Annotated in this window: 15 protein-coding genes; 12 read left to right on the top strand and 3 right to left on the bottom strand. The window is 41.0% G+C overall.

The window, feature by feature from the left end; all coding sequences use genetic code 11:
- Window positions 1-100 precede the first annotated feature (100 nt).
- Genes EVU92_RS15775 through EVU92_RS15750 form a run of 6 tightly spaced genes read left to right on the top strand, consistent with a single transcriptional unit; the run spans window position 101 to window position 6660 of the window.
- Window positions 101-829, top strand: a complete 729-nt coding sequence (locus tag EVU92_RS15775) for an RDD family protein (RefSeq protein ID WP_130052016.1) — start codon at window positions 101-103, stop codon at window positions 827-829.
- Window positions 826-1776, top strand: a complete 951-nt coding sequence (locus EVU92_RS15770) for a stage II sporulation protein M (protein WP_130052015.1) — start codon at window positions 826-828, stop codon at window positions 1774-1776. Before EVU92_RS15775 ends, EVU92_RS15770 begins: the two co-directional genes overlap by 4 nt.
- Complete coding sequence (locus EVU92_RS15765) at window positions 1766-3226, top strand: hypothetical protein (RefSeq protein WP_130052014.1); 1461 nt, start codon at window positions 1766-1768, stop codon at window positions 3224-3226. The genes EVU92_RS15770 and EVU92_RS15765 overlap by 11 nt, the downstream gene beginning before the upstream one ends.
- Window positions 3216-4364 carry a DUF4350 domain-containing protein gene (locus EVU92_RS15760; protein ID WP_130052013.1) on the top strand — a complete coding sequence of 383 codons (1149 nt, stop codon included), beginning with the start codon at window positions 3216-3218 and terminating at the stop codon, window positions 4362-4364. Before EVU92_RS15765 ends, EVU92_RS15760 begins: the two co-directional genes overlap by 11 nt.
- Window positions 4361-5344: a MoxR family ATPase gene (locus EVU92_RS15755; RefSeq protein ID WP_130052012.1), complete on the top strand. Its 984-nt coding sequence runs from the start codon at window positions 4361-4363 to the stop codon at window positions 5342-5344. Before EVU92_RS15760 ends, EVU92_RS15755 begins: the two co-directional genes overlap by 4 nt.
- Window positions 5341-6660 (top strand): DUF58 domain-containing protein, encoded by a 1320-nt coding sequence (locus EVU92_RS15750; RefSeq protein ID WP_130052011.1) that lies wholly within the window; start codon window positions 5341-5343, stop codon window positions 6658-6660. Before EVU92_RS15755 ends, EVU92_RS15750 begins: the two co-directional genes overlap by 4 nt.
- Before the next feature lie 61 nt (window positions 6661-6721).
- Here the strand turns inward: EVU92_RS15750 and EVU92_RS15745 are convergent, their stop codons facing one another.
- Window positions 6722-7198 (bottom strand): DUF4234 domain-containing protein, encoded by a 477-nt coding sequence (locus EVU92_RS15745; protein WP_130052010.1) that lies wholly within the window; start codon window positions 7196-7198, stop codon window positions 6722-6724.
- Window positions 7199-7355: 157 nt separating this feature from the next.
- On the opposite strand from EVU92_RS15745, the gene EVU92_RS21850 reads away from it, so the two are divergent.
- Together EVU92_RS21850 and EVU92_RS21845 are read left to right on the top strand one after the other, a co-directional pair.
- Complete coding sequence (locus EVU92_RS21850; RefSeq protein WP_256854756.1) at window positions 7356-7481, top strand: hypothetical protein; 126 nt, start codon at window positions 7356-7358, stop codon at window positions 7479-7481.
- Between the two features lie 10 nt (window positions 7482-7491).
- Window positions 7492-7614, top strand: coding sequence for a hypothetical protein (locus EVU92_RS21845; RefSeq protein WP_256854814.1), 123 nt, complete (start codon window positions 7492-7494; stop codon window positions 7612-7614).
- Here EVU92_RS21845 and EVU92_RS15735 read toward each other — a convergent pair.
- Complete coding sequence (locus tag EVU92_RS15735; RefSeq protein ID WP_254869091.1) at window positions 7611-9803, bottom strand: EAL domain-containing protein; 2193 nt, start codon at window positions 9801-9803, stop codon at window positions 7611-7613. The genes EVU92_RS21845 and EVU92_RS15735 overlap by 4 nt on opposite strands.
- A gap of 98 nt (window positions 9804-9901) precedes the next feature.
- Window positions 9902-12622, bottom strand: a complete 2721-nt coding sequence (locus EVU92_RS15730; RefSeq protein WP_130052007.1) for an insulinase family protein — start codon at window positions 12620-12622, stop codon at window positions 9902-9904.
- A 195-nt stretch (window positions 12623-12817) separates the two neighbouring features.
- Between EVU92_RS15730 and sixA the strand changes: the two genes are divergently transcribed.
- From sixA to EVU92_RS15710, 4 genes are read left to right on the top strand one after another with little or no spacing between them, the layout of a single operon-like run.
- Window positions 12818-13294 (top strand): phosphohistidine phosphatase SixA, encoded by a 477-nt coding sequence (gene sixA / locus EVU92_RS15725; RefSeq protein WP_130052006.1) that lies wholly within the window; start codon window positions 12818-12820, stop codon window positions 13292-13294.
- 49 nt (window positions 13295-13343) lie between these two features.
- Window positions 13344-13694 (top strand): RidA family protein, encoded by a 351-nt coding sequence (locus EVU92_RS15720; protein ID WP_130052005.1) that lies wholly within the window; start codon window positions 13344-13346, stop codon window positions 13692-13694.
- Window positions 13678-14154: an ASCH domain-containing protein gene (locus EVU92_RS15715; RefSeq protein WP_168990028.1), complete on the top strand. Its 477-nt coding sequence runs from the start codon at window positions 13678-13680 to the stop codon at window positions 14152-14154. Before EVU92_RS15720 ends, EVU92_RS15715 begins: the two co-directional genes overlap by 17 nt.
- Window positions 14151-14885 carry an SDR family oxidoreductase gene (locus EVU92_RS15710; RefSeq protein WP_130052003.1) on the top strand — a complete coding sequence of 245 codons (735 nt, stop codon included), beginning with the start codon at window positions 14151-14153 and terminating at the stop codon, window positions 14883-14885. Before EVU92_RS15715 ends, EVU92_RS15710 begins: the two co-directional genes overlap by 4 nt.

Below are 14885 nucleotides of genomic sequence, written 5' to 3'. Positions count from 1 at the left end.
TATTTGTAACGCGCTTATAACAAAATGCATTGAAAAAGGGACTAAAAACGCGCATTATTATTGGCTTACGAAAACAACAATAAATACCAGTAGTAGATTAATGTTGAACCACGGATTGGAAAACAGAGAATACATCAAACTCCCCGAAGGCGTTAATATCGCTATCACTCCAGCAGGTGTTGTCGCCCGAAGCTATGCCTACACCATCGATTTTATTATCCGTAGTTTGGTTTTACTTGCTGTAGGCACTGTACTTGCCTTTTTTGGCGATGCAGGGCAAGGACTTATATTAATTGCTTACTTTTTAATTTCATGGGGCTATAACATCCTGTTTGAAATGGAAAGTGGCCAAACCCCAGGTAAAAAACGACTTAATATTCGTGTTGTGCAAGACAATGGCTTACCAGCGAGCTTTTCGCAAATAGTTGTGCGTAACTTGCTACGCCCCGCAGATATGCTACCGATAGGCTATTTTTTGGGCCTTGTAGTTATGTTGTTTAACAACCGCTTTAAACGCATTGGTGATTGGGCGGCAGGCACCATGGTTATTTACGACGATGAGTTCGCAGAGCGGCCTGAAATAGCTCAAGGTGAAGTGCATATTCCTTCAATTAGCTTAACTACCGAAGAGCAATTAGCTGTACTTGCTTTTGCTGAGCGCCATGATGAATTATCTGATGCAAGGCGTCGTGAGTTGGCAGCTATTTTAGCTGCACCGTTTTCTACAGCAGAGCACGAGATTGAAGCGCAGCTCGTTAGTTACGCACGCCACTTCGCTGGGCAAGTTCAACACGATAACGATTACCCGCAGCAGGAGGGTAAACAATGAAGCAAACTCAATTTGTAAAATCAAATAGCGTAAGTTGGGATGAGTTCGAAGCCCTTTGTGAGCAAAATAATGCTGAGTCTTTACCTGTTAATTTTCCTAATTTATATCGCAAAGTTTGTAATGATTTAGCCATTGCCCAAAGTCGTCAATACAGCCCTGTGTTGATTGAGCAAATAAATAGGCTTGTGCAGTTAGGGCAAAAGCGCCTTTATTTGTCTCGAAGCAATCAATTCTCTGAAATATGGCATGTGGCGCGAACTGCATTTCCACGCGCACTGTATGAAAACCGTTTAATGCTGGCTGTAAACTTAATCGCGTTTTGGGGATTGGCCCTTATCGCTTTTATTTGGGTGACAATTGACCCTGATGCCGTTTATACATTTTTAGGGCAAGGCACAGTGCTTAATATCGAACAAATGTATAACCCCAGTGGCAGCGTTCAATCGGCTGAGCGCGGTGCACCGCAAGACTTAATGATGTTCGGTGTCTACATTTACAATAACATAGGAATTGCATTTCAGATGTTTGCAGGTGGTGTGCTGTTCTGTGTTGGCGCTGCTTTTTTCCTATTATTTAATAGTTTTTACTTTGGTGCAGTTGCTGCTCATATTGTTAATGTAGGTTTTGAAGGGCCATTTTTTTCGTTTGTTATCACTCATGGCTCGTTTGAGTTGACTGCTATCATCATTGCCTCAGCTGCAGGATGTCAGATTGGTTACGGCATATTAAGCCCTGGGCAGTATACCCGTGCATATGCAATGAAACAGGCTGCACAAAAGGCACTTCCGCTCATTGTTGGTGCTTTTTTAATGTTAGTAATTGCTGCTTTTATTGAAGCGTTTTGGTCACCTCGTGATATTGCTTACGAAATTAAATATATAGTTGGCAGCGGCTGTTGGTGTTATGTCATTTTCCGTTTGTACAAGGGAATGCGCTATGGAGCTTAATCGTCTTAGCTTCACACCCCGCAAGCGCAGTGCTTACGAGACCTTTGATTTAACTGTGTTGTTAGTTAAGCAGCATATTGTGGCGCTGATCACTTTGTATTTGATGATGGCTGTTCCAGTATTTTTAATTGTCGGCTTTTTATTAAATTGGGGCATAGGCGGATTTGTTGTTTGGTGGCTTAAACCTGTATTTGAACGACCTTTACTCGATTACATGTCAAAGGCGGTATTCAATCAACCGGTCAAAATAAGTAGTAGCTTAAAGTCACTTAAACAGTTAAAAGTTGCCGATATGCTAGCGCATTTAACCATTTTCAGGCTTAGCCCAAATAGAGCATTTTTAGCGCCCGTTGAGCAACTTGAGCGGCTATCAGGCGAGCGAAAAACAAAGCGCAAGCAGGTTTTATTTGCCTCAACGAAGCCAAAGCAAACGTTGTGGATGCTATTTTGTGTGCATTTTGAGTTTATCTTATTAATGGGGATTTCTGCGCTGACAATTGCACTTGTGCCCCATTCATTTTCAGCACAAGAAGCCATGTATCAAATTTTCGAAGCGCCAATCTGGGTTGAGATAGCGTTTAATTTTATATACATCCTTAGTATTTCCTTAGTGGCGCCGCTTTTCGTCACTGGCGGTTTCCTTGCTTATTTACATCGCCGTGTTGAACTTGAGGGCTGGGATATAGAGCTCGCATTCAAAAACATTCGTACCCGCCTTGCAGGCGTAGTCAGTGCTGTAGCACTACTTATACTTACAACGTTCACGCTGCAACCATCAACTAGCTATGCAGAGCAAATCGATAAGCAAGCGGTAAAAGAGCAAGTTACAGCTCTTTATAATGAGCCTAATGTCATTGAAACTGAGACTACCTGGCTGCCAAATATTGAAGCGAAAGCGAGTTCATCAGATAGTGATTGGTCGTGGCTTATCGATGTGTTTACAGCCATTGGTCAGATGTTTGGTATGTTGGTTTGGGTATTGGTAGGTTTATTAGTCATTTGGCTAGTTTATTACCTGATGCAAAAGCGCGGTTTTTTTGCCAATTTAAGCTTGCCTGAGCGTAGTAAAGTGAATGAAGAGTCGGTGATCCCGACCTTATTTGCAGAAATTAAAAGTAAAGATTTACCTACTGATTTAATTGCCGCTGCAAAGCAATGCTTTGAGCAAGGTCAGCATCGCTTGGCGCTAGCGTACTTGCTTCATCATGCGCTGACTTGGGCGCAGCAGCGACATGAAGTTCGCTTGCACCGCTCGATGACTGAGCGCGAATGTAAAGGTGCAATTGATGCAAAGGTACCTAGCCAAGGGCAAGCGATTTTTGCCCGCTTATTTTCTGCATGGGTCACAGTTGCTTGGGGCCATAAAACCCCTGATATCGACTTTATCGAGCTGACTGAGCAAATTACAGCAATGACAGCAGAGACTAAGGAGCAAGCCCGTGAAGCTTAAATATGTGCTGATTGCGGCGCTAGTGGTGTTTAGCATATTTGCTATTGCTGGTATTGCTTCTTTAGATTGGCAGAAAAAAGAAATCGAAATTGGTTTTCATAGTGATGTGGCAAAAGACAATTTCACGATGGCTCAACGACTACTCAAAGCCAATGGCATCGATTGGCAGAAGAATAAGCGCTTGGTAGAACAAGTACAAAGTGATGAGTTAAACATAGACCCGCAAAGTATCTTAATTTTGGATGAAGCAGTGCTTGCTGATTCTTACCAGTTAGATGTACAACTTGCTGATTGGGTCGCTGATGGCGGGCGTTTAATTTATGTATTAAATAGGCAACGCGATGAACTGGCGATTGATAACACGGTGTTTTTTAGTCAGCTTGGCATCAATGTGCAAAGCCAAGAAGATGTCTTTGAATATGACTTTGCGATGCTTAAAGAAGGGAATAAAAACAGTACGCTATCTATCGATGAAAACACTCAGCTCGATCTTGAGTTAAGTCGCGCGTTTTATATAGAAAATTGCCCCGGTGTTAGCACCAATAGTGAAAATAGTGACACCCTGATGTGTGACTTTGCATTTGGTCAAGGTCGGGTCATCGTTATGCCGTCACTGTTACCTTTTACCAATTACCGACTTCGCCATCTTGATCATGGCAGCTTATTACTTTGGCTAAGTAAAGGAGCTGATAAAGTCACTTATGTACCTTACCTAACTTACCCAAATTGGTTTGCCAAATTATGGCACTGGAGCTGGCAATTTGTGGTGACGTTGCTGTTATTAATTGTGCTTGCAGTGTGGCATATAAGTAGTCGCATTGGCCGCTCTTATACTCCTGAATTCGATATAAAAACCAGCTTTAATCAGCATATTCGTGCAGTAGCAAATTTCTATACAGAGCATGGTCACGAAGCCGTATTATTTACCGCACTAGAAAAAGATTTTTACGCCAAAGTAGAGTCGCGAGTGCCTAACTTTAAAATGCTCAGTGCTGAAAAACAGGCGCAGATCATCGCTAATTTAACTCATTTTGAAAAACAACATGTGGCTCAGTTACTTGCTAGCAAGTTGCCTGAGTCAAAAGAACAACGAACAGAATATATAAAACGATTCAAACAATTAAGGAATGCCTTATGAGCACGGAATTGGATACTAATCGCATGAGCTTAATTGAGGCAGCTGATGCAGTAAAACAAGTAAAGCATAACATTTCACGTGTGTTAGTTGGTCAAGATGCCATTGTTGAAGATGTACTTACCGTTCTATTTGCGGGTGGTCATGTGTTACTTGAAGGGGTTCCTGGACTTGGTAAAACGCTACTGGTTAGAGCCCTAGCAAAGAGCTTAAATGTAGATTTCTCGCGAGTGCAGTTTACGCCGGATCTAATGCCGTCAGATGTTGTTGGTCATAGTTTGTATGATATGAAATCAGGTGAATTTAATATCAAAAAAGGCCCAGCATTTACTAATATTTTGCTGGCTGATGAAATTAACCGTGCACCAGCTAAAACGCAATCAGCACTACTTGAGGTAATGCAAGAGCAACAAATCACCATTGATGGTGAGTCATTATCTATTGATTCACCGTTTATGGTACTCGCTACTCAAAACCCGTTAGATCAAGAAGGGACTTACCCACTGCCAGAGGCTGAATTAGACCGCTTTATGATGAAGGTCGAGCTTGGTTTTCCTTCACATGAATCGGAAGTTGAGCTTTTAAAACTGAATACACAAATAGTTTCTAATGAAACCAAAGTAGAGCAGCTCCCTGCAGTATTGGATGCTAAGCGTATTGCTGAAATTAAACAGCTTTGTGCAGATATCTTAGTGGACGAACAAATACTTAATTATGCTGTTGATATTGTGCGAAGTTCACGAACTTGGCAGGGTGTGCTGCACGGCGCAGGGTTACGGGCCTCAATTAACATCATTAAAGCTGCAAAAGTAATGGCATTGATGAATGGCCGTGACTTTGTAACCCCAGATGACGTGAAGTCAGTGTCAGTGAATATTTTAAGGCACCGTTTAATTTTATCCGCTGATCTGGAGCTTGAAGGGGTATCATTTGATGAAGTGATCAGTGCCATTTTAGCCAGTGTTGAAGCGCCGCGCTCATGAATCGCATCAAGCATAGACCTGCAAAACGCTTAGTACAATTAACAGCTTTGCTGCTGTTATTGTTGCTTGTCTGTGCTATTGCATCGGTTGACAGCTTAGTGCTAACGGCCTTGTTATTAGTGCCCTTATTGGTGGTATTTGTAGATTATATGGCAGCGAAGTCAGAGCCTTTACTTGAAGTGAGTGCACAAACTAATCTCAACATGGCCTTATATCGACGCCAAGCATTAAATGTAGTTATTAAAAATAAAGCTAAGCATGCGACTATGTTAGATGTCAGTGTTCATTTAAGTAATGCGATTGAGCTGCAAAAACCACAGCAAACTGTGTTTATTGATGCGATGCAACAAGCTAAGCAGAGCTTTAATTTACGTGCTCACAAACGAGGCGATGCAGAGATTAGTGCGATTGAGCTTAGAGTTGGGTCACCACTGGGCCTTTGGCAAACAAACTGGTTAACTGCTCAAGCTATCCAATTAAAGGTTTACCCAGATTTTAGCCGTGTTACTTCAAAGCAGCATTTAAATGGGGTGGTGAATAAGCCAATTTCAGGTTTAAAACTCACTAAAAAGCGCGGTGATGGTATTGAGTTTCAGCAGTTACGTGAATATCGCCAAGGTGATAGCGTCAGGCAGATTGATTGGCAGGCGACTAGTAAGCGTCGAAAACTCATTTCTCGTGAGTATCAAGAAGAACAAAACCAACACGTCATAGTGATGCTAGACGCCTCTAAAAAAATGGCCATAGAAGCCAATAAAGGCAGTCACTTTGATCATGCTTTAAATGCATTATTATTGCTGTCACACACGGTTTTAAAGCAAGGTGACTGGTTTAGCATGCAAAGCTTTAACCAAAATCTGCGTTGGTTACCCGATGTAAAAGGCGCACAAAATGTATCAAGGGTGATGAATCACTTTTATGATCTATACCCAGATAAAAGCAGTAGTGACTATTTAGTGGCTGTGAACCAATTAATTGCCAAGCGCAGTAAACGCTCTCTAGTGTTATTAGTCACCACGCTCGATGAGCAAAGTATTGATGAATTAATGCCTGCAATTAAGCTATTACAAAAGCATCACTTAGTCGCACTTATTAATATTAACAATCGTGCAGTGAATGAAGTACTCGAAGAGCCTATAGAAAAGTACGAAGATGCAACCAGCTATTGTGCAGCATTAGCGCTATTAAATTCACACAAAGCCAATATGGCTAAGCTTAAAAAACAAGGGGTGATAGCCATAGACTGTAACCCTGAGCAGCTACTACCGCATGTGCTTAACACCTATTTAAATGTGAAGCACTCAGGGGCATTGTAATACCATCCGGCAATAAAAAAGGCATTGAATTCAATGCCTTTTTTATTAGATAACGAAATGGTTATTTCTGATTATCAATAGCTTCATTAATTTTGTATTGGAAATAAATAGCATAAAAGAAAAATGTAAGTATGCCACTTAAGTGCACAGGTTCATTGCTGCCTTCATTAATAAGCTCTTGAAGTGAAGTTCTTAAGGAGAAAATGAATACTAGACCAACAATAAAAGTAATGATTGAAAAGATAGAAGATATTACTTCTGGAATAGCTGTAAATGCTAAAGCAAAGTTGATTACATAAAGTACAATATAACCATAAACTAAGTTTTGGTTTACTTTATGTTTAGCAAGCATGTTTGCCTTATTTGTTCGGCTTACAAGCCAATATATTGAGTAAATTCCCAATGTGATAAGACTTAAAAAAAACACGCCCCAAGCTGAGAAACGATCAAAATTCAAAATTGGTTTATTTCCGCCATTATTTTGTTGAGTAAGTTCGGCTTCTGGCGTTGCATAAATGTTAGCTGATTCTTCAGACATAACGATTCCTCATGATTATTTTTGTATATTCCTTTGTGCTAACCGCACGTCCCTATAATAGCAAAATGGTTGGTTTTTGTACATTGTTTCAATAACCTAGATGACAAAGCTAAAGAGTATTAAAGCGAGCATAAATAGGCCTTATAGAGGCTATAGCATGCGTGAAGTTTCAATGCTTGATGAAATTATGTACACTGCCGCTGATTTTAATGAGGTGCTTTGTGCTATTTATATTTTTGAGCTGTATTTTTATAGTGGTTATGTATTTAGAGTCTCTTTCTAAAGGGATGCCAGTGAAACGTTGGATGCTGTTAGGTGGTGTGCTGGGGCCCGTAGCTTGGTGTTTGTTTAATGTGCACTATCGCCGCGCATTTGTACGCCATGTTGGCCGCAAGTCATGTGGCTGGCGACCTTAAGCTTTTACGGTTTTTAATAGACTCGGCGCTGACTTATCAAGTTGCTTTTGCAAGAATGCGGTAAATTCTGGCTGAGATAATGGCTTAGAATAATAGTAGCCTTGTATTGTCTGACACTTTAACTGTTCTAACATAGCTATTTGTTCAGCTTGTTCCACACCTTCTGCAACCACATGTAAATCAAGGTTATGAGCAATTGTCACAATAGAGTCGACCATATTGCGGCCTCGTTCAGATTGCATATCGTCAATAAAGGCTTTATCGACTTTCAAGGTATTAAGCGGAAACTGTTTTAGGTACGCTAATGATGAATAACCCGTACCAAAGTCATCCATTGCAAGGTGTATACCACGGGCGCTGAGTGAACGCATTACGGCAATAGCTTCGTTTGGATCATCCATTACGGTGCCTTCTGTGATCTCAAGCTCAAGGAAGTAAGAGGGCAGTTCATTCTTTTGTAATATTACATCAATACGGGTGGTTAAATCAGGCAAGCTAAACTGTTTAGCCGATAAATTCACCGCGACACGACCATTAAATAAGCCTTGATCAATCCATGCTTTTACGTCTCGGCATGCCTTGTTTAAGACAACTTCACCAATTTCGATAATTTGCCCAGTTTCTTCAGCAATCGGTATAAACACACCTGGACTGATCACGCCTTTTTTTGGGGTAATGAAACGCACCAGTGCTTCCATACCATCTAGCTTACCTGTGCGAATGTTCATTTTCGGTTGATAGTAGACTTCGAAGTGATCTTCTTTTAGGCCGTAGCGCATCAAGTTTTCGATTTGTAGGCGTTTAACTGCTTCACGGTTCATAGTGTCATTGAAAAACAGGTAGCTATTACCTTTTTTCTTAGCGTGATACATGGCTGTATCGGCATTTTTAAGCAATAACTCTGGGGTATTCCCATCCTCAGGAAACAGCACAATACCCACACTTGAGGTGATCACAAGTTCATGGCCAGCCATATTAAACGGTGTGGCAATTGCCGCTAAAAAAAGTTTAGCCATACGAGTAATGGTATGAATATCGTTAGTTCCGGACATTACCAGTGCAAATTCGTCTCCCCCTAGGCGATAGAACACATCTTTTTCACGGGTTAACTTATTCAAACGCATCGCAAGCTTAGATAGCAAACTATCACCGAGTTGATGACCGAGTGAGTCGTTGATCTTTTTGAAGTTATCTAAGTCGAAGACTAATAAAGCGTGATGATTATCTTGTTTAGCGAGCTTCTTCAAGTTTGTGAAAAACAAGTTTCTGTTTGGTAAGCCCGTTGTGCGGTCACGGTTCGATAAATTATGTAATTGTGATTCGGCTTTTTTACGCTCAGTTTGATCTGAAAAAACAACTACATAGTTGCAAATTTGATTGTGCTCATTTTTAATCTCATCAATTGAAATTTCAATCGGTAACAGCTGCCTCTTCGCATTGCGAAGTTTTACCTCTTGCTGCCAGTGTTCTGTCGCTTTTACAGTGGCTTTAATTTCATCTACATAGCTTTGATCGTAGCCATTTAGGGTAAATTCTTTCTTTAAGTATTGTTCGCGGCTACCACCAAACAAAGTTAAGAAGCTTGGATTTAAGTCAACCAGCTTGAAGTTTTTATCGTAAATAGCGATAGCATCAGTTAATGACTCAACGCATTTAGCAAATAGGTTTAATCGTGCTTCCGTTGATTTGAGCTGAGAAATATCTCGCACAGTTCCTGTCATTCGCAAAGGGTTTAGGTTTGCGTCTTTTTCTATGATCTTGCCGCGATCTAGAACCCAATGCCAACGACCTAGGGTGTCTTTAATGCGATAACTCGCTTCAAAAAAGGCGGTATGTTCGGCAAAGTGTTTTTTAAGAGCTTTTTCGACGTGTTGTAAATCGTGAGGGTGGATATGTTCGCGGTTAGGGGGGAAGCCGCTGCTATTATTAGTATCTGAAGTGTATTTATCATTAATTCGTAACACTTCTCCGGTTTTAATATTCCAATCCCAGAGGGTGTCGCCACTGCCTTCTACGGTACTTTTTAAGCGATGTTCTGAAATACGCAGTTGCTTTCGAGAGCGCTTCAATTTAAAAATGACAAATAATAGGTACGGCAATAATAGCATCATAATAGCGCTTGGGATAAGCAGCAATGTGCTCTGTTCAAGCTCTATAGGACTAGCGGATGCTGAAAAAATCCCAGTCATAGTTATTGTTAAAAAAGCAGAAATCATTTTTATTATTTTTATCATTAATGCATTACCGTAATTCGCAACAATTAATCTAATCTAAGCTCGCGTTCGAGTCAAAGAGAATGCGAAGAAAGTGTTGCTTTTGGCTGTTTTTTGTCCTTAGGTTCGCTTAAAAGTTCTATTCTTGGCCTGTTGTCACTAAACGTTACGGCAATATATTGCTGCATTTGGGTTAGGCTTAACTTATCAAGCGCCTCTAAAAGCTGCTGTTGCATATTAAACTCTGTATCGCGATTGCCTATAGCTAGCCATAGACGCTGCGAACGTAAGCGTAAATTTTTATCTTTTTCAGCGATGTGAGTGACAAGACCTGCTTTGGTGTCGAGCCACTGCTGCTCAGATATGTTATTTATTTGCGACACATAATTATTAATAAATTGTTGGTGACGTTGAAGAATCTCATCAGCACTATGTTTAGGTGACTGAACATAAAAAGCGATACCAGCGCGTGTGTTAAAAGGTGCATAGCCAGCACCGACTAAATAGCCTAGTTGTTGCTTGGTTCTTAATTCATTAAAGTAGTCTTGATTTATCAGGTGATTAAGTACCATCATTTGCACTTTTTCGGTGGTGTTATCAGTTTGAGCTTGATAGTAAAGTACCATCGCATGATCACTACAATTTAACGTGAAGCGCTGTTGCTCCACTTCGGTAATATTATTAAGTGGTCGCGTTAAATCAATGATAGTGGTGCTACCAGACAAGTGTTCAGTAATTTGCTTTTGAAACTTAAGCGCATCACTTCGTTGCCAGTTACCATGTAAAAAACATTCAACATGCAAAGCTTTAAAAAACTCATTTCTAAAGCAATTGAATTGATGAAAGCTAGTATCCTTTAAAGCCTGTGCGAGCGCGTTAGGCTCTGGGTTCCACGGCATAACTTGCGCACCCAAAATACTAAATAATTCACTAACAGGCTTGTTTTGATTGCTGTTTCGCCAGTGTCTAACTAGTTGTTTTTTATATTCAGCAAAGCGTTTTGCACATATCTCAACATTAAATAGAGCTTCAAGTAATTCGTTAACTAGCTCTAACTGGCTCGATGAAAGACCTGCGGTATGCAAGGTCAAGCCGCCTTGGTGAGATGTTAAGTGATAACTAAGGCCTGCCAGTTCTGCCGGATAAAATTGCTCAGCAACACTGTCCATAAACAAGTCTGCAAACAAACGAGTGAGGGCCATATGTTTAACATCTTTAATGGCAAAGGTTGAGTCCATCGCTAAGTAAAAATGCCCTTTAGCCACTCGAAAAGTAGCATCTTGTTTAAACCAAAAGTCAAAGCCTTCTTTTTTGACTAGCAATTCAGGCGATCTAGTTGGTTTCTCTAATGGCAGTAGTTCAACATCTTTAGTGAGGTATGGATTAGCACTTGGTAAGCACATCTGTGGCAATGGCGTGTTAATTTCACTGAGTGCTTCTAACCAACTTGTCGAGATATCTTCCACTTTATAGGGGGTGTTGTACCAAGCTGTGGTGTGCTCTGGTTCTACACCTGGATGAATTAAGACCAAGCGCATATTGTCAGGTGTGAGCCATTGCATGGCAATTTCGTGAGCGCAACGGTTAAAGCCGTCCATTAAATAATCGCCTTGTACATAATTAGCTTCATCGTAATGCTGCATATTTATGCTTAAATTACTAACCCAATCAATTAAGCGAGCTTTTTCTTGGTTATCAAAGGCAATTTGTAAGAGATTCTTTTTATCTTGATAAAGACGTGGCAATTTATCGCAGTTTTGGTTTATTAAACAGATATACTCAAACACCACCTCTACGATATCTTCATAGTACTCAATACCTTCATCAGTTAAAGCCATGCTGATGTTAAAGTCTTTAAAGTTACTACCGTTAATGCCCCCACCTGCAGAAAGGGCATTTATCCAGCCTTGCTCTTTTAAAATAGAGTACAGTGATCCTTTGCCTTCGTAACCGAGTAGGTGAGCAATAAAACTAACGGTTTTGTGACGATAAAAGTCGTCAATATTAGGCATTGCAAAGCTAATGATCAGCTTTTGCATATGTTTATGTGGTTCAATGTGTAACACCTTACCTAAGTCTTGTTTACGGTAAAGTGGCTGTTCTATGATCTCTTTGCTTTTTGGTTGACCTTTAATTTCGCTGAAAAACTGTTTTACCCAAGCAGTCATTGTCGCAATATCTTCATTGCTACATATCACAAGTGTCATCCACTGAGCTTGATAATGGCTATCGAAAAAAGCACGTAACTCATCACTTATGCAGCCTTCACGATCAGCGAGGGTTTGCTGGTTACCGACCGAGAACTTTGCAAAAGGGTGGGCTGGATTGACTGTTTCTTTGTGAGCCTGATAGATGCGTCGGCCATCATCTTTTATTTTTAGCTTAAACTCAGCATCTATGGCATTACGCTCTTTAGTTGTTTCTTTAGGGTTTAGTAACGGTGCTATGAAGAAACGGCTAAATTGTGCTAATGCTTCAGCAAACTGTTGGTTTTTAATATCAAAGAAGTAGCATGTGTGCTCTGTGCCTGTCCACGCGTTAGTGTTGCCACCAGATTGTGATACAAAATTAGAAAAACCACCCGACTCCGGGTACAGGTCTGTGCCTAAAAAAAGCATATGTTCCAAAAAATGTGCAAGGCCTTGTCTATCAAGAGGATCGTCAAAATGGCCTGCGTTGATAGCCATAGAAGCCGCTGATTTTGTTGATTCTAAGTCTTGCACTAAAAGTACTTTTAGACCATTGTCCAGTGTTAGGGGTTGATATGTTCTGTTATCATTGCGGCTGATATTCAAAAGATGCTCCTGAAAGAGTGCGTTAATGTCCTAACAACAGATGATATTTTCAGGAAAGCTAAAAAAGACAGAGCTACGAAAATCTACCTGAATATCATAAGCGGATGTTTAATGTATCTAGTGATGATATTCTAATATAGCGGACAATCAAGCAAACTGGCTACTGTTTTATATTCTTTAATCGGTTGATTTTTTATGAAAACAATCTTAATCATGCGCCATGGCGAAGCTACGCCAATGCAAGCAGATGATGCAGCAAGACAACTTACCGAGACCGGTCACTATGAAGCCAGTCGTATGGGGCAGTGGTTAGCAACCTATCATAAACCCGATGCCTTGTTGGTGAGTCCTTACATTCGTGCACAACAAACGGCTGCTGATGCTACACAACATATTTCGTTAAAATTTAATGAAACTTGCAGCGATATTACCCCTGATGGTGTTCCACAAATTGCTGCTGATTACTTGGAAACTCTGATTGCTATGCATCCACAATGCAACACCTGGTTAATCGTTGCCCATATGCCAATTGTTAGCTATTTAGTTGATCAGTTAAGTCCAGGTCATATGCCTATTTTCAATACAGGCGCGGTTGCAGTTATCGAATATGATGAACACAAACAGCGCAGCCACTACCTCAGTATTCACTCGCCAAATAACGTCGAAATCTAACAGTGGATTTGCTAAATTAGCGCCACTGTTAATTTTTCAAGTTCTTACTATGACAATCGAACGTTTACAAACCGGTGCGCGTATGAGCCGCATCGTCAAGCATAACGGCACAGTATACCTATGCGGACAAGTTTGTGCTGATGCTGAAAAAGATATCACCGAACAAACTCAAACTATGCTCGATAAGGTAGAAGCTTTACTTACTGAAGCGGGTAGTAGCAAAGAGCATATGCTAAGCGCCACCATCTATTTAAAAAGCATGGAAGACTTTGCAGCGATGAATGCAGTTTGGGATGCATGGGTACCTCAAGGGCATGCTCCAGCTCGCGCTTGTGTTGAGGCAAAAATGGCGCGTGATGTTCTGCTCGTAGAGATTTCTGTTGTTGCAGCAGTTAAGTAACGAACGGTGTAAAGCGCATTTGATTGCTCGATTTAACGAGCAATCAGGACGCGCAATTATTGAACTACCGAGTTGGCATTTTTGCGATAATGAGCAAGATGCCAATGACTGCGCATTGCTGGTTTTAAGTGGCGAAAAGCAAGCAACAACCCCTTCATTATATTGGTTCGAAGCAAATAATGAGGCTCTTCCTGAGGTCGGTGATTTAGCCATTTTTACCAATTGGCACGGACAGCCCTTAGGCATTATTGAAACTGTCTCAGTGACCATCATCCCATATAATCAAATAAGTGCAGATTACGCTGCATTAGAAGGCGAGGGCGACAAAAGTCTTGCATACTGGCAGCGTGTGCATTGGGATTATTATCAGCGAGAGCTAGCAGGTACGGATTATCAATGTCATCCTGATATGCCATTGGTGTGTGAGCAGTTTAAGTTAGTTTTCAAGGAATCAGAATGAGTTCGAATCCTGTGGTTTTTATTACCGGGGGCGGCCGTGGTATAGGCGCAGCAACGGCAAAGTTATTTGCCAAGCATGGTTATGATGTATGTATCAACTATAAGTCGGATCAGCACAGTGCTTTGCAAGTTGCCAAAGAAATAGAAAAACTGGGCGTTAAAGCGTTTACTATACAAGCCGATGTTGCTGATGAGCAGCAAGTGAAGGCAATGTTTGCGAAGCTTGATACTTGGGCACCACGTTTAGATGTACTGGTTAACAATGCAGCAATGATGATGCCGCAAATGCCGCTTTTAGAGATGGATGCAAAGCGCATTAACGCCATTTTAAGTTGCAATGTTACAGGCGCATTTTTGTGTGCACGAGAAGCAATTAAGCGTATGAATAAAGGCAGTATTGTGAATGTTTCATCAGGTGCGTCGCGCACAGGCTCGCCAAATGAATATTTAGATTATGCTGCATCTAAAGGAGCGCTTGATACTTTCACGATCGGCCTTGCTAAAGAAGTCGCCAGTAAAGCTATTCGGGTAAACGCGGTAAGGCCAGGCCTTATTTATACCGATATGCACCGCGATGGCGGTGAAGCAAACCGAGTTAATAGGTTAAAATCTAAGTTACCGCTAGGGCGAGGTGGTGAAGCTGACGAGGTCGCCTCAGCAATTTACTTTTTGGCAAGTGAGCAAGCATCATTCACAACCGGCAGTTTTATAGATGTATCAGGTGGCTTATAA

It is taken from the genome of Pseudoalteromonas sp. MEBiC 03485 (assembly GCF_004195145.1).
GTDB classification, from domain to species: domain Bacteria; phylum Pseudomonadota; class Gammaproteobacteria; order Enterobacterales; family Alteromonadaceae; genus Pseudoalteromonas; species Pseudoalteromonas apostichopi.
This window is presented reverse-complemented; position numbering and strand designations above follow the sequence as displayed.